Annotated in this window: 12 protein-coding genes and 4 pseudogenes; 5 read left to right on the plus strand and 11 right to left on the minus strand. The window is 61.6% G+C overall.

The window, feature by feature from the left end:
* Positions 1-96 precede the first annotated feature (96 nt).
* The 5 genes from NKK47_RS27880 to NKK47_RS27900 form a co-directional block, all read right to left on the minus strand.
* Complete coding sequence (locus NKK47_RS27880) at positions 97-1,761, minus strand: cbb3-type cytochrome c oxidase subunit II (protein WP_352579017.1); 1,665 nt, start codon at positions 1,759-1,761, stop codon at positions 97-99.
* Positions 1,758-3,200, minus strand: coding sequence for a cbb3-type cytochrome c oxidase subunit I (locus NKK47_RS27885; protein WP_352579027.1), 1,443 nt, complete (start codon positions 3,198-3,200; stop codon positions 1,758-1,760). The genes NKK47_RS27880 and NKK47_RS27885 overlap by 4 nt, the downstream gene beginning before the upstream one ends.
* 146 nt (positions 3,201-3,346) lie before the next feature.
* Positions 3,347-3,808 (minus strand): c-type cytochrome, encoded by a 462-nt coding sequence (locus tag NKK47_RS27890; RefSeq protein WP_352450401.1) that lies wholly within the window; start codon positions 3,806-3,808, stop codon positions 3,347-3,349.
* Between the two features lie 11 nt (positions 3,809-3,819).
* A complete protein-coding gene (locus tag NKK47_RS27895) occupies positions 3,820-4,965 on the minus strand; it encodes a metallophosphoesterase family protein (protein WP_352579018.1) in 1,146 nt (381 codons plus the stop codon).
* 90 nt (positions 4,966-5,055) lie between these two features.
* Positions 5,056-5,754: a carboxypeptidase regulatory-like domain-containing protein gene (locus NKK47_RS27900; protein ID WP_502905062.1), complete on the minus strand. Its 699-nt coding sequence runs from the start codon at positions 5,752-5,754 to the stop codon at positions 5,056-5,058.
* Between the two features lie 196 nt (positions 5,755-5,950).
* On the opposite strand from NKK47_RS27900, the gene NKK47_RS27905 reads away from it, so the two are divergent.
* The 4 genes from NKK47_RS27905 to groL all read left to right on the plus strand — a co-directional run bounded on the left by NKK47_RS27905 (position 5,951) and on the right by groL (position 10,018).
* Positions 5,951-6,556, plus strand: a complete 606-nt coding sequence (locus NKK47_RS27905; RefSeq protein ID WP_352579020.1) for an SCO family protein — start codon at positions 5,951-5,953, stop codon at positions 6,554-6,556.
* A gap of 80 nt (positions 6,557-6,636) precedes the next feature.
* A complete protein-coding gene (locus tag NKK47_RS27910; protein WP_023718664.1) occupies positions 6,637-6,879 on the plus strand; it encodes a hypothetical protein in 243 nt (80 codons plus the stop codon).
* A 173-nt stretch (positions 6,880-7,052) separates the two neighbouring features.
* Positions 7,053-8,309: a 5-aminolevulinate synthase gene (gene hemA, locus NKK47_RS27915; RefSeq protein WP_352579028.1), complete on the plus strand. Its 1,257-nt coding sequence runs from the start codon at positions 7,053-7,055 to the stop codon at positions 8,307-8,309.
* Positions 8,310-8,374: 65 nt separating this feature from the next.
* Entirely contained in the window at positions 8,375-10,018 is a 1,644-nt protein-coding gene (groL, locus tag NKK47_RS27920) for a chaperonin GroEL (RefSeq protein WP_352579021.1), read from the plus strand.
* Positions 10,019-10,834: 816 nt separating this feature from the next.
* On the opposite strand, the gene NKK47_RS27925 is transcribed toward groL, so the two are convergent.
* The 5 genes and pseudogenes from NKK47_RS27925 to NKK47_RS27945 form a co-directional block, all read right to left on the minus strand.
* The gene (locus tag NKK47_RS27925; protein ID WP_352579022.1) at positions 10,835-11,182 is read right to left on the minus strand and encodes a DUF3363 domain-containing protein; all 348 of its coding nucleotides are present in this window, start codon (positions 11,180-11,182) and stop codon (positions 10,835-10,837) included.
* Positions 11,166-11,431 (minus strand): annotated as a pseudogene (locus tag NKK47_RS27930) (DUF3363 domain-containing protein); the annotation flags it as partial. The gene NKK47_RS27925 and the pseudogene NKK47_RS27930, both read right to left, overlap by 17 nt.
* Positions 11,326-11,952 (minus strand): DUF3363 domain-containing protein, encoded by a 627-nt coding sequence (locus tag NKK47_RS27935; RefSeq protein WP_352579023.1) that lies wholly within the window; start codon positions 11,950-11,952, stop codon positions 11,326-11,328. The pseudogene NKK47_RS27930 and the gene NKK47_RS27935, both read right to left, overlap by 106 nt.
* 94 nt (positions 11,953-12,046) lie before the next feature.
* Positions 12,047-12,484: a hypothetical protein gene (locus NKK47_RS27940; protein ID WP_352579024.1), complete on the minus strand. Its 438-nt coding sequence runs from the start codon at positions 12,482-12,484 to the stop codon at positions 12,047-12,049.
* 302 nt (positions 12,485-12,786) lie between these two features.
* Positions 12,787-12,909: pseudogene (locus tag NKK47_RS27945) on the minus strand (IS6 family transposase); the annotation flags it as partial.
* Between the two features lie 58 nt (positions 12,910-12,967).
* Here NKK47_RS27945 and NKK47_RS27950 point away from each other — a divergent pair.
* Positions 12,968-13,336: pseudogene (locus NKK47_RS27950) on the plus strand (transposase); the annotation flags it as partial.
* Positions 13,337-13,490: 154 nt separating this feature from the next.
* Here NKK47_RS27950 and NKK47_RS27955 read toward each other — a convergent pair.
* Positions 13,491-14,369, minus strand: a pseudogene (locus tag NKK47_RS27955) (transposase); the annotation flags it as partial.
* Positions 14,370-14,592 lie beyond the last annotated feature (223 nt).

The raw sequence follows: 14,592 nt of genomic DNA on the forward strand, positions 1-14,592 counted from the left end.
GCCGGACAGGACGCCCCAGATGAACAAGAACAGGGCCGCCAGGCTCATCAGCATGGCGCCCGCATAGGGTCCGGTGACTTCAAAACCGAGCATGCGCTAACCTCCGGCGGGCGCCTGTTCCTCGCCAGGCGGAGCTGGCGGGCCGGACGCCGGCACCGACGGATCGGGCACATAGGCTCGCTCCGGCTTGTCAGCGACCAGTTCCAGATCGTTCAGCGCCGCGCGGGCCTCCTTCTTGATCGACAGCGGCTGCAGCGAGAGCGGGTCTTTATAGGCGGAAAGCGCCACCACGAAATAGGAAAGCGCCCACCGGTCCTCGTCCGGAAAGGCATCCCGATAGGACGGCATCGGCGTGCCGCTGAGGCCGGTAGTTATCGTCCGGAAGATGTCTTCGACGGCCGGGCCAGACTTGAACTGGCCGCTGGTGAGGTCGGCCGGCACGGTGGCGAACCCGATATCATCCTTGAGGCCGGCCGCCTTCTCGCCGTCGCCCTTGCCACCTTGGCCGTGGCACTCCCAGCACTTCGCTACCTGCCAAACCTCCTTGCCACGGTCCAGCATCGTCTGGGACGGGGTCGGCGGGCGCCCGATATACAACGGTGGGCCAGGCGGTTCCTCGACGAAGAAAGCGTAAGGACTGGCGGGATTGGAACGGTCAACCGCTAGCTCATACTTGATGTACTGGGTCACCGCCAGCCGATCGTTGAGCGGCAGTTCGTACCAAGGGGGCATTGCCGTGCCGCGGATGCCGCGAGTAATGGTGCGCAGCATGTCGCCGTCCGTGGGCAGGGGCTCCTTTGTCAATCTGAACTTGAAGACTGCGGACGTGAAGTTCCTGGGCCGCTGGTTAAACATAAAGGTGGCGGCCGGCCCGTTGCCGTCGCCTTTGGCACCGTGGCAACCGATGCAGCGGCGCTCATAGACTTCCTTGCCATAAGCAATCCATTCCTCGGAGCGCGGCATCGTCGCATCCATGACCTCCAGGCTTTGCGGCTCGAAAAGATCGCGCCATTTACCCCGGTTCGTGCCGAGCTTCTGGACGTAGGAAACAAGCGCCGCCAGCGATTCCGTCTCCGCCGCGATGCTGACGGTTTCGCCTGTGTATTCGTCGTTCGGCGTCAGGATGATCGGCTTTCTTTCGCGCGCCTTCAGCGGCACGAACAGCAACCCGTACGCATTGGGCGTCAGCTGGATCGCTTGCTTGCTGTCGAAGTCGAACAGGCCTTTGGTGGCCTCTGTCCTTTCCAGGGTCCGATTGCCAGCGCCGTCGTCAACGATACGGACGGCTGCATCGGGCTCGTGGAAGAGGCCGCGATACGGCGCCATTATCGAGTCCGGCACCAACATCCGCGGATTGTAGAAGTGCGCCAGGTGCCATTCGTCGCTGTATTTCAGGCCGACGCGCGTCAGGTCCGGTCCGATCCGGCGTGTGCCTAACAGGTGCGGCACGTCATAGGCGTATTCGCCCGCCTCGCTGACCGGTCCCCAGCGGCGGATCTCGCCGGTCACCGGCCGCACGAATTGCGAATGGCAGTACCAGCAGCCTTCGCGCAGGTAAATGTTGCGGCCGCGACGCTGCTGCTCGGTGTAGTCCGTCGCCTCTGAAACCGTCCATTTCAGCTGGCCGAAATCCGTGCGCACCACCGAGGTCACGCGCGTAGTTCGCGAGGACGGCTCCACGAAGGGCAGCACGCCCTGCGTGATCACCGCAAGGGTGATACAGAAGACGCCGGCGAACAGCGCGAAGAAGCGAACGTTCACTGCGCGGGCCCTCCCGCCGGGGCCGGGATAGGCGCCTCCACCGGCCCGCGGGCGCGTCGCGCCTCAGTCGCCGGGCTGGTCAGTGCGGTCAGCATCAGATTCACCACCAGCAGCGACATACCGATATCCATGCTGATGCCTGCCAGGGTCCGCGCCAGCCAGTAGGGCTTCATCCAGACGAGCGAGTCGAGCCATTCGACCCCATTCATCCATTGATAACCCTGCTGCAGCCCGCCCGCTGTGAGGACCAGGCCCATGGTCGTGATGCCGACGGTGATCAGCCAGAACGACCAGTTGCCGAGCTTGAAGGACCAGAGTTCGCGCCCGAACAGCCGCGGCCAAGTATAGAGGAGGCCCCCCATCGCCCAGACGACGAAGGTGCCGAACACGGTGAGATGCGAATGCGAGATGACGAAATCGGTGAAATGGGTCGGCTGCTGCAGCTGCCGCAGCGCCTCGGTCGAGCCCTGGAAGCAGCCGACGAGATACATGAGCGAGCCCATGATCAGGAACTTCGCCGGCAAGTTCCTGCCGAACTCATGCCACCTGCCCATCATGGTGCCGAAGAAGTTCACCAGCACCGTCCACACCGGAATGATCAGCAGCATCGACGTGACGATGGCCAAGGTCTCGGCCCAGTCCGCGATCGGGCTGTAGAGGTAATGGTGAATGCCGACGAACGGGTAGAACAGTGCCAGGGACCAGAAGCCTACCAGCGAGAGCTTATGGGCATAGAGCGGATTTCGCGCGCTGACCGGCAGGAAATAGTAGATGATCACGTAGCCCGCGGGCGTTATCCACAGCCCGACGATGTAGTGGAGATAGAGGCCATGGAAGGCGGCGCTGTTGATGCCCGAGATCGTGTATGGCAGGATGAAGCTTCCAAGCACGAAGTTCATCGTCGTCCACACGAAAGTGGCGATCAGGTACCATAGCGCGACATAGATCGCCGGCTCGAGCCTTCGACTGATCGTGATCAGGAACTGCGCGGTAGCAACAGCCATCACGATGAAGAATGCGAGCTTCGCGTAGAGCGGAAGCTCTCCGGCTTCCAAACCGTCACTGTCGCCGAGCAGCAAGCCGACCAAACCGGCAAGCGTTGCGACGTTCCAGACCCATGCGAGAAGAACCGACCACTCCGACCATATCACCCGCACCCCCGACAGACGCGGCACGAGATAGTAGCAAAGGCCGATGAAAAGCGTCGAGAAGGCGCCGAAGATGACACCGTTGACGTGGACCGGGCGCAGCCGGCCGAAGGTGAGCTCGAGGTTCCCCGATCCGAGATAGTCGGGGTAGTTGAAGGTGCCCGAGATCATGACGCCGACGGATGGCGTCACCATCAGCCAGAACATGCCGAAATAAAGCCAGGTCCGCACGACCCGGTTGTCGACCAGCGCATCCAGGTCCACATTCGCGAACTTGCCGCGCAGCACCATCCCAGTCTCTGCCAACGCATAGCCCTTCCCGCGCGGTTCCCGGGCCGCACGACTGCTTTAAGCCCACCGTTCCCCATCGAGGTGTCACTACGATGGCGGACTCGCTTCGCGCTCCCTGAAGCCGGTGCCCCCGGCTATCGATGAGACTAGTATTTGCCTGGCACCAACACCGAGCCGCTGTTCGACCAGGTGATGTACGCCTCGAGCGCCTTCATCGCCTCCGATTCGGGATCGATCTTCTCGCCCTGGCTCGGTTTCTCGATGCACCAGTTGATCATGTCGCGCAGTGTCGCGAACTTGGCCATCGACGCCTGGAATTTCGGGAACGCCTGCGGGTGGGTATCGGAGGCCATCGGATGGCACATGGCGCAGGCCCACCCGGTGTTCGACAGCTTGACGCCCAATTGCTCCTTCATCGCCGCATCACCATGGAACAGGAGGTCTCCTTTCCTGACCTCCTCCATGAACGCTTCTTGATAGAGTTTCAGCTGCTTTGGCGTCACCGGATCCTTGTTGGCACTGGCCGGCCCGACGACGGCAGCTGCGACGACTGCTCCGGCGACGGTGGAACGCCTCAGAATGCAGAGGAATGTCGATGTGTTTATCATAGCCACCGCCCTTATGGATTTGCCCATGGGTACTGTTTGTCGGCGATGCGTGACCGTATGACCTCCGCAACGCTCTTGTCGTGGTCCTCCGGCGACTGGACGAACACCTCCTTGCGGCCCCACATGATGTACTCGACATCGACCTTATCGTCGGCGTTGACGTTCACGGTTTCCCAACCGACCCCGTCGAAGGGATCGCCCGGATCGACACGGATCATCGGCTTGGTAAGCTTGGGCAGGCCTTCCGGCGCATACGGCCACGGCCAGGAGGTCGCCAGCATGCCGATCGAGCGCATGCTGCCGATCTCGTTGTAGAGCACCTGGTGCACATGACCGTGGATGTTGGTGACTTTGGTATAAGGCTTCAGCACGTCATTCACTTCGCGCCAGTCGCGCACCCAGAAGTTCCAGGGCGGGTAGTACTCGTACAGCGGATTATGGCTGAAGATGACGATCGGTTTGGACTTATCCCAGTCGGCGAGTGTCTTCTGCATCCAGTCGAGCTGGTCGCGGCCGACGCCGGCCCACGCGCCGGCAACCGTGCCGTCGAGGGTAGCCATATGGCCCATGCGCTCCTCTGGCGTCATCTTCTTCGCTGTCCAGTAGTCCGGTCCCCGGCTGACCGTATCGAGCCCAATGAAGCGCACGCCCTTGTGATCGAAGGTCCAGTTGGGTTGGCCGAACAACTCGCCCCACTTCTTGCCCATATCCAGATACCAGTCATGCTCGCCCGGGATGTAGTATTTCTTGATCGTCAGATCCTTGAGGAGCTCAACGCCAAGCTCAAGTTCCTCGATCTTTCCGAGCTGGGCCAGGTCGCCGCCGAAGATCAGAAAGTCGGCCGGCGGATCCATGGCCTGGACCTCTTGCACCGCGCGCACCACCTTGTCGACGAAGCGCGTGTTGAGGGATCTCTCGTAGAGATGGGTGTCCGAAATCCAGGCAAACTTGAAGGGCGCTTCGGCGGCGTGAGCGACGTCGATGGTGTTGAGCAGCGGCCACCACGCGAAGGTCTGGCCGACGGAAGCAGCGCCGAACAGCAGCGATCTGTGAATGAAGGTGCGGCGGGTGATTTGGAGCGAGTCGTCGGGGCGGACGCCAGGCTGCTGCAGCACCGCATGCATTTCGCGCCGAATGCGGTCAAGCTCGTCAGACATCAGGGTTCCTCCTCAGTGCAGACCGTTTCTTAAAGCGTCGGTCTTCTCGCAGGAACGCGACCCTGTTGAATCAGTGGGTCGCCCATTTTGTTATTTTTTCAGTTCAATCGTCAGACTGGTGGCCTTATTCTCCTCTACCGTTACAGGCTGCTCGATGGGCCCGGTGAAGGGATGGATCGCCACGAGCTTGTATTCCCCAGGCGGAACATCGGTTATGCTGAATTTGCCATCGGCGCCGGTGACCGCGTAGTAAGGATTGTCCACCACATAGACCCAGCCCTCCATCCAGCCATGCGCGTCGCAATCGATGCGGACAGTGCCGGCACGCTTCAGTTCGACCGGTATGCGCTGGCCCTTATTGGGCAACGCCACGTTGAAGGCGGTGCGCTTGCCATAATAGCCGTGGGTGTTGTGGAGCACTGGGTCGCTGTTGACCACCTCCAACGATCCGGCCGGTATCATCTGCACCGCGGGCTCAAAGCGACATTTGAGGTTGTTAAGCTCAGGCAGCTTTCCGGGCTGCGGCCAGGCCTTTCCCTGTGCCACGTCGACCAGCTGCACCGCCGCGTTCAGCACGGCCTGATCGCTGCCGACTTCGATCAGCGGCTCCTCGCGGGGGTCGCCGCACACCTCGATATTCTTGGTGGGGATGATCTTTGTTGTCGGCACATCGCCGCGGTAGACGATCGTACCCTCGACCGTTCCGCCTCCCGTGACCGGACCCACTTCGTAGGCTTGCGCAGGCGCGGACATTGTCGCAACGAAAGCGATGGCCGCTAGTCCGCTCATCAATTCGCGAATCGTCATAAAAGCCACCTCCTTCAAGAGAGATGAGGGGCAACTTTTAAAAATAGAGCCAAACCAGTGCCATGTCTAGCCATCCAGCAACAAAATATGATAAAGTGGGGCGGTTTAGGCGAGTTTGTTAATCACAAACACACGCGGGGGTTTTGGCGCGTCATTCTCGAAGTGCCGGAGGTACTTGATGAAGCGACGGCATGGACTCCTCCGCCCCTGGGCCTACGGTCCGCATACCCTCTTCTGCATCATATTCGCAGCGGCCCTGTCGATCTTCCAACCGCTCGTGCGAGCTGACACGGCGCCTGTGACCGTCGGTGGCCCATTCACGCTCACGGCGCCGGACGGAACGACGGTCACCGATGAGACTTATCGCGGCAAATGGCTGCTGGTTTTCTTTGGCTATACGTCTTGTCCCGACATCTGTCCGACGACTCTGTCCGAAATCGCCGCGGCGATTGAGGAACTCGGCCCCGACGCCGCAAAACTGCAACCGCTCTTCATCACCGTCGATCCCGAACGCGACACGCCTGAGGTGATGGGAAGCTTTACCGCGGCGTTCGATCCGCGCCTCGTCGGGCTGACCGGCAGCCCACAACAAATCGCTGCGGTTTCGGAGGCATATGGCGCCTACGGCGTGGCGCGCCAGGGCGAAGCGGGCGGTGGCGACTACCTAATGGATCACGGCACCCACATCTACATCATGAACCCGCAGGGGCAATTCGTGGAGGGGCTAGACTCTGACACACCAAGCAGCGGCATTGCCGTCAGGTTGGGTGAACTGGTGCGATGACACGATCCCTGGGATGACGGAGATCACGATTATGCAGTTGATCGATCCATAGAAAGTTGTCTTCCGGAAGGAGAGCGGCAATGCAAAGACATACAAAGGAAGCTTCGGAGCTTAAGGCATTGATCCTCGCGGATCTTCATAAGGAGCCGGGATGCGGGGACGTCACCGATTTTGTGATTCAGCGGCTCGAAACCAAGGAGAACGGGGCAAACTGGACTGTCAAATATCTGGATCCTAATCAAGATAAGGTCTGCGAGACGATTCTGATAAACATAGCGCGAATGTTGCAGCTCAACTTCGACCTTCCTGAACGCGGGTCGTGAGGAACGATGCAAGCGGGATCGGCGCGCATCGCGCTTCGACATAATTCGTATGCAAGCAGGGGAATCGGGCGATGGCGGAACCCACAGCGTTGCACACCGGCAAACCTGGCGGCGTAAAGAACGTCATTGCGCCGCGGCGATTTGGACCTCCGATGACCGGAGATGCGGGCGATATGGCCGATGGGCAAGGCGGTATCTTGGAGCCAGGCATTAGGAGTTATGACGGTTTCTTTGCGGATGCGATCGCGCGTCTGCAGGGGGAATGGCGCTGCCGTGTGTTCGCGGACCTGGAGCGCATCGCCGGACGCTTTCCCAATGCCGTGTGGCATTCCCCGCGTGGACCGAAGGACGTCCTGATCTGGTGCTCCAACGACTATCTCGCGATGGGGCAACACCCAAAGGTGGTCGCCGCCATGGTGGAGACTGCTACCCGCCTGGGAACGGGGGCCGGCGGGACGCGCAATATCTCCGGCACCAGCCATCCGCTCGTAGAGCTCGAGGGCGAGCTTGCCGACCTCCACGGCAAGGAGGCGGCACTGGTCTTCACGTCCGGCTATGTTTCGAACCAGACTGGCATCTCGACCATCGCCAAGCTGATCCTCGGTTGTCTGATCCTGTCCGATGCGCTCAACCACAATTCGATGATCGAGGGCATCCGCCGGTCCGGTAAGGCGAAGAGCATCTTCCGCCACAACGACGTCGATCATCTCGAGGAATTGTTGAAGGCGGCGGGTCCGGATCGGCCAAAACTCATCGTCTTCGAAAGTCTCTATTCGATGGGCGGCGACGTCGCGCCAATCAATCGCATTTGCGATATCGCCGATCGTTACGGCGCAATGACCTATCTCGACGAGGTCCATGCTGTGGGCATTTACGGCCCTCGCGGCGCCGGCATCGCTGTGCGCGACGGCGCCATGAACCGGATCGATGTGATCGAAGGCACGCTCGCCAAGGCCTTCGGCTGCCTCGGCGGCTATATCACGGGAAGTGCTGTGCTGATCGATGCGGTTCGTTCCTATGCTCCGGGTTTCATCTTCACCACCGCGTTGCCGCCGGCGATCTGCGCCGCGGCCACAGCGACGATCAGGCATCTGAAAACCTCGCAGTGGGAGCGCAAGCGCCAGCAGGACCGCGTCCGGCGGGTCAAGGCGGCGCTGGGGGCCGCTGCGCTGCCGGTCATCCTGGGCGACACCCATATCGTTCCGGTGGCAGTCGGCGATCCGATGCATTGCAAAGCGGCGAGCGACCTGCTGCTGAGCGAGCACGACATCTATATCCAGCCGATCAATTATCCGACCGTGGCGAAGGGAGCTGAGCGGCTGCGCATCACGCCGACACCCTGTCATGAGGACATCATGATTGATCGGCTCGCGGCAGCTCTGTCCGATGTCTGGAATCGGCTCGGGCTGCCACGGGACAATCTCGCCTGAGCGGCCGAATGAGGCTTCGGCTTGCCCGGACGCTCCCCGAAGATTGGGTCTTAAGGTTCAAGGAAATGGCTGCCAAGGAAGTCATGTTCTCGTTCGAGGCTCGCGACAGAATGCTGCGCGGCATTGACACCCTGGCGAATGCGGTGAGCGTCACGCTTGGCCCGCTAGGGCGCAACGTCGCGATCGGCAGGGAGCACGGCGCGCCGCGGGTCACGAAGGACGGCGTGACCGTCGCCAGGGAAATCGAACTCGACAACAAGTTCGAGAACATGGGCGCCCAGATGGTGCGCGAGATCGCAACAAGAACCTCCTATCAGGCCGGCGACGGCACGACCACCGCCGTCGTGCTCGCGCATGCGATCGTCCGGGAGGGCGCCAAGGCGGTGGCCGCTGGCATGAATCCCATGGACCTGAAGCGCGGCATCGATCTAGCGGTCGAAGCCGTCGTCGCGGAACTCAAGAACAACGCCACGAAGGTCACTTCGAACGTCGAGATTGCGCAAGTCGGCACCATCTCGGCCAACGGCGATAGGGAGATTGGCCGCTGCCTAGCCGACGCCATGAAGAGGGTCGGCAATGACGGCCTGATCACTGTCGAGGACGGGACGTCGCTCGAAACCGAACTCGAATTCGTCGAGGGCATGCAGTTCGACCGCGGCTATATCTCGCCCCATTTCATCACCAATCGCGCAAAGATGCAGGTCGAGATGCAGGATGCCTATGTCCTCATCAGCGAGAAGAAACTGTCCAGCCTGAACGAAATACTGCCACTGCTGGAGAAGGTGGTGCAGGCCGGCAAGCCGCTGCTCATCATCGCCGAGGATGTCGAGCGTGAGGTGATTGCGGCGCTGGTGGTCAACAAGTTGCGCGGCGCTCTCAAGGTTGCAGCAGTCAAGGCGCCGGCCTACGGAAACCGCCGCAAGGCGATGCTGCAGGATCTCGCGCTGATGACCGGCGGAACGGTGATCTCGGAGGATTTGGGCATCAAGCTCGAGCATGCTTCCCTCGATATGCTCGGGCGCACCAAGAAGGTGATGATCGACAAGGCAAACACCACGATCGTCGGCGGCGCCGGCAAGCGGGCAAGCATCGAGGCCCGCATCGCTGAGATCAAGCTCGAGCTTGCGGAAACCACCTCCGATTACGACCGCGAGGAGCTCCAGGAGCGGCTAGCCAGGCTCGCCGGTGGCGTCGCCGTGATCCGGGTCGGCGGTGCCACCGAAGTCGAGGTCAGGGAGAAGAAGGATCGCATCGATGACGCGATGAACGCGACAAGAGCCGCGGTCGCAGAGGGCATTCTCCCGGGCGGCGGGGTCGCCTTGCTGCGCGCCGGCAGGGCGCTCAAGAAGCTCAAGGGCGGCAACGAGGACCAGCAGGTCGGCATCGCGATCGTCAGGAAGGCGATCACTTGGCCGGCTCGGCAGATCGCGATCAATGCCGGCCTGGAAGGCTCGGTCGTCATCGCCGGGATCCTCGAAAACGACGACAACGCCTATGGCTACGATGCCCAATCGGGCGTGTACGGGGATCTGGTGTCAAAGGGCATCATCGACCCGGCCAAGGTGGTGCGCACGGCGCTCCAGGGCGCGGCCTCGGTTGCGGGCCTTCTCCTTACAACGGAAGTCATGGTGGCCGAAGGGCCTGGCCCGCCGCCGCCGGAGCTTCCCGGTCACGAGCATCATCATCACGACATGGATATGGATTTCTGAGCGCATTGCGGGCGGCGGAAGCACCGAAGTGTCCGGACTGGATCGCCGCTGGCGACTGCTAGAGAAAGCCCACTCGTCCGAACCGCGGCCAACAACAGCAGTATTCGGGATCAACTCCTGGAGGCGCTCCGGGCTGCGCCGTGGTCATCGGTCGGCGATTCCGACGTGACAGTGACAGTCGGGGCGGTTCATTTTGGGGTACCTATCGGTCCAAAGAGGACCGGGCTGCATCGCGCGTTCTGGCCGAGAATATCCCGGGCCTGCGCGAAGTTCAGGATCATCGGGTCTCGATCGATAAAATCCCCCACAGCGTCTGACGCCACCCTGCGAGCGCGTCGCTTGGTATTCTATCCGTCCGTGTAGGGTAGAAATCTAGCTGCACACCGCCGGTCCATGGCCGTAGCGGCGCATTGAATTCGGCTCGAGTCGTGAAGAGTGCGGCCTCAGAATTCCAAGGGATACGATCATGAAAGCGTTCGTCGCCGAGCTTTTCGGCACCTTCTGTCTTGTCTTCATCGGCTGCGCGTCAGTGGTGACAGGCGGCTTTGGCGGGCTGCTGCCGGCGCGGTCGCTGGGCATCGGCCTCAGCTTCGGCGTCGCTGTAACCGCCCTAGCTTACGCGGTTGGGCCGTCTCGGGCGCGCACCTCAATCCGGCCGTCACGCCGTGGACGCCTCCCACAAGGGCCGCTTTGTATCCTCTTTCCCATATCGCCGCAGTCCTCAACGAAGATCTGCAGATGGCGCGAACTTCTCATTGCGGGCCAGACAAGAGTTACCGCTCTCGCCCCACCTGCGGCGTTTGGCTGGACCGGCCCTCACATCCCGATCCCCAGGCCGCGTTTTCTGCCGAAACTCCAGTCGATGCCGCCGCTGTTTTGCACGACGCCGGTGATGTGCTGGCCGATGCGCCCTTCCAGCATTGGCTGCCAGGGAACGAGCCGAAAGCCGAGCCCATCGTCCAGCATGGCAAAGCGCCCGCTGGCAAGACTGATCGGGCCGAGGAGCGTGCCGCTGACATGGTTGCCGGGCTGGACGGGCGCGAAGGTGAGGCCGCACGCAGCGGCCATTTGCTTGCCGACGCGCGCGACCCTCCTGGCGCTCCAGCGTGGCAACAAGGTCTCGCGAGAAGGTGATCGTCCCACTGGTCGCATCGTGTTCGGCATGGTCCATCCTGACGAGCTGGGCAGCCCGTCTGTCGAGAGCGTTGTCGACGTCGAGACCAAAGCCTGACCTCACCAGCGGCACAGGGGTCCTGGCCATAAGCTCCCGGTCGAGCCAGGTGGCACCGTCGCTGCCGATCTGCGCGTCAGATCGAGCATCGAGAGCACGCGGACGGAGAAGTCCTTGCCGCGGTTGCGGGCATCGTAGGCGATGCCGCGCTCGGACAGGTCTTGCGGAACGCGCCAGTGGTCTTCGTCGGTGCGTTCGACGTGGCCGGCCCGGCGCAGTGCTCCGAGACGGCGAACATCGAACGGACGAAGGCGTCCGGGTCCTTGCCCTGCTCCAAAAATGTCTCGCGGATCGCTTCGAGGTGTCTGCTCGGGCGATAGATGCCATCCTCGCCCGCTGCTGCGCTGATGTTGCGGTCAGCCGCACGCGGCTCCTCCTTCGGCAGGATCGGATCGAGCGCTACGATATGGCCGCGCTGAATGTCGTCGAGCTTTGCCGCATTACCGGTCTCGACATAGTGAGTACGCCCGTCGACGCCATCGATGACGAGCGACAGCTTGTCGCTCATCTCGTCGCCGGCAAGACCCTTGGCGAGCACACGGCCGACGACCGGCTCCGGTGATGGTCTGGCGGTGCATAACATATTGGCCCGGGCTCCGCTGCTGGGGAGGCCGTGCTCTTCCAGCGCCCGGTGCATGGTCTTGATGATGTCATTGCGCTCGCCAAGCGCCCGCAACGTGCTTTCGGCTGCGTCGGAGATCACCCACCGGCCCGGCGTGGGGAGCGCTTGCCTGCGCTACGGCGGCGGCTTTCCATGCGAGCCGCTTCAAAAATGATGCTGCGAAACGGCGCCGGCTTTATCCGACGAACGCCTCACGCATCCGAGCGAACATGCCGGGCTGTCTCCCGGCAACCGCCGCACGGATGTGACGGGCGGCCGTTGCGGCGCTCACCGTCGCGCCGAAATGACAATAGCAGATGATCTCATGCAATTGCCCGTCGGTCAGCTCGAAGAACCGCTTCGCTTCGCCGTAGTTGTCGTTTTCCAACCCGGCGGCGCGGAGGACAGGATCCTCGAAAGCGACTGCGATCGGCGAGCCGTCGCCGCGCATGGCCGCGCGTGCTCTAATCGGCTGATACTCGGTCTGGTGCAGCGTCGAGAGGCGCCGGTCAGGGTTCCGTTCAAGGAGCTCCGCCCAGCGTTCAAGACGTTCGCTGCGCGACATGGTTTGGCGCAGGCAGTCCTGATCGATCTCGGCGACGATCTGCAGTTGCTCAAGCGTCTGGTGCTTCATTTTAGCCTCCTATTCGGACGATAGTTGGCCCACCCATATCCTTCTTATACCTGCGGCCAGAGTGACTCCGACCGATCGTGAAGTCCAATCACGATGAGGCTGGGAGGGCTTCCCCCACGAGAATGCGGAGGCTTCGCAAAGATCCGGCCATTAATTTGCGAACGCGGTCAAATGCGCGGCTGTTCGACGATGTCGGTCTGGAGTCCGTGCCGATCGAGGTGATCGACGGGCAGAGTCTGTGCTGGAGTAGCCCGGCTCCATCGCTGGCCGGGCAGCGGGATCAAGCGAGTGGCAGATGAGCTTCGAAATCGCCGAAGGCCGGGCGGATGCGAGTTCTCCGCCCGGTCGTTGGGGCCCTTGTGGCTCCAGTGTACGACTTCCGGCATGACCTGGCGCCTGGCTACTCCGCAGGATCGCAGTTTGTCGGGACTGTCAGGAATTCTGTGCGCGAGGTCATGATGATGGAAAGGAGAGAATCATCACATGGCTATCGAGAAGGAACTTCTGAACCAGCTGCTTGCGGGCCGCGATCCGAATGAGGTGTTTGCCAAGGAGGGGTTGCTGGACGACCTGAAGAAGGCGCTGTCGGAGCGGATATTGAAGGCCGAGCTTGACGAGCACCTCAAGGACGAACGCGCCGAGGGCGGCGCCAATCGACGCAACGGCCATTCGACGAAGACGGTGCTGACCGGCACATCGAAGATGACGCTGTCGATTCCGCGCGACCGGGCGGGAACCTTCGACCCGAAGCTGATCGCCAGGTATCAGCGCCGCTTTCCCGATTTCGACGCCAAGATCGTATCAATGTATGCACGCGGCATGAGCGTGCGCGAAATCCGCGGCCATCTGGACTATGCGATGGCCCCACAGCCGACGTTTGTTCCCAAGGCGGAACCGGAAAATCACGTCTGCATAACGCTCGATTTCAACCATTCGATATTGGGCTTCGTCGCAAATCTCTGCCGTGTCCATGTAGTGATGCATCTTATGGCCGGAATCCGAGGATGCCTTTGACGATGATATCGGCATGGGGCTCGAACAGGCTGACCAGTTTATCGCTGGCCGGCACCGGTTCGCCGGCCAACACTCGCCTTTCGCTCTGTGTGATGATGCGTTCGATCAGCGGCCGATAGTGACAGAGTTGGGCTTGCCAGAGTTCAACGAGCGGATTGCTCGCCACGGCCAATTGCGCGGCTGCCTGCCGCAGATAGGCCAAGGTCGCGCGGGTGATCGCAATCAGTTCACGGTAGAGTTCGACGCGGTTGGGTCGACCACGTGTGAACTGGATCTTGCGGGCACGCTTCTTGGCCGCGCGGCAATGATCGCGCCATGCCAAACCTGCGCTGCCGATCAAGCTATCAGCGTGCTTCAACAGGCGCACCATGACCCGGACTGCGTCCCACAGCAGGCTGCTGTCGCTTGGTTCGTGCATGAGCGCTGAGGTCACAGTGCTGTCCAGCCGCACGACAGCGCCATCTTGCAGTTTTGCCTGCCGGGCATTCGACAGCAGTGCCCAATTGATCTCTTCCCAGGTCTCGGGCCGGATCGCGCTTATCGTCTTTTGCAGCACCGACTTCTGCGGGCTCCAGGACCACGGCAGCCGCGCAAAGGCTCGAAATGATGCTGAATCCTCAAGATGGAATGCCAGCTCTTGATAGGTCAACTGCCGGTATTGCTTCAGAAGCGCGCAACGTAAGACCGCTTCGGCAGGTAGGCCTTGCCGTCCGGTCGCCTTGACGCTGCACCGAACCAAGTCTCGCGCCACCAATCCAAGCAGATCGTGGTGCTCGTCCAGCCACTGCGACATCGCCTTCAGTTCGTGCCCGATCTCGTGTGTGGCGAAAACATCGAATATACTGCCTTGGACGGTGCGTTCTTGGCGCATTGTCGGCTCCGGCGGTTGCAGATTGTGCTTTGGAATCAGTGGCATGAGACCAAAGTGTACCTGAAACCGCCGGACCTTGCCTGCGCAAAGTCACAATTTCGGCAATAAAATCAATAGTTTGACGTTTGTGGACGGAAACTAGCACTACTTTGGCAGATTTTTAGCGGAGAGGGTTCCGCGGCAGTGGGGACAACGGATTGGGGGCGGCTGCGCGAGCGCGGTG

Source organism: Mesorhizobium sp. M0019 (genome assembly GCF_040323975.1).
In the GTDB taxonomy this organism is placed as follows: domain Bacteria; phylum Pseudomonadota; class Alphaproteobacteria; order Rhizobiales; family Rhizobiaceae; genus Mesorhizobium.

Bases quoted from the DNA above. Each gene is read 5' to 3' on its own strand.
- NKK47_RS27885 (WP_352579027.1), bottom strand. From the start codon at position 3,200: ATGGTGCTGCGCGGCAAGTTCGCGAATGTGGACCTGGATGCGCTGGTC.
- NKK47_RS27890 (WP_352450401.1), bottom strand. From the start codon at position 3,808: ATGATAAACACATCGACATTCCTCTGCATTCTGAGGCGTTCCACCGTC.
- NKK47_RS27895 (WP_352579018.1), bottom strand. From the start codon at position 4,965: ATGTCTGACGAGCTTGACCGCATTCGGCGCGAAATGCATGCGGTGCTG.
- NKK47_RS27900 (WP_502905062.1), bottom strand. From the start codon at position 5,754: ATGAGCGGACTAGCGGCCATCGCTTTCGTTGCGACAATGTCCGCGCCT.
- NKK47_RS27905 (WP_352579020.1), top strand. From the start codon at position 5,951: ATGAAGCGACGGCATGGACTCCTCCGCCCCTGGGCCTACGGTCCGCAT.
- NKK47_RS27910 (WP_023718664.1), top strand. From the start codon at position 6,637: ATGCAAAGACATACAAAGGAAGCTTCGGAGCTTAAGGCATTGATCCTC.
- hemA (WP_352579028.1), top strand. From the start codon at position 7,053: ATGGCCGATGGGCAAGGCGGTATCTTGGAGCCAGGCATTAGGAGTTAT.
- groL (WP_352579021.1), top strand. From the start codon at position 8,375: ATGGCTGCCAAGGAAGTCATGTTCTCGTTCGAGGCTCGCGACAGAATG.
- NKK47_RS27925 (WP_352579022.1), bottom strand. From the start codon at position 11,182: ATGCCGAACACGATGCGACCAGTGGGACGATCACCTTCTCGCGAGACC.
- NKK47_RS27940 (WP_352579024.1), bottom strand. From the start codon at position 12,484: ATGAAGCACCAGACGCTTGAGCAACTGCAGATCGTCGCCGAGATCGAT.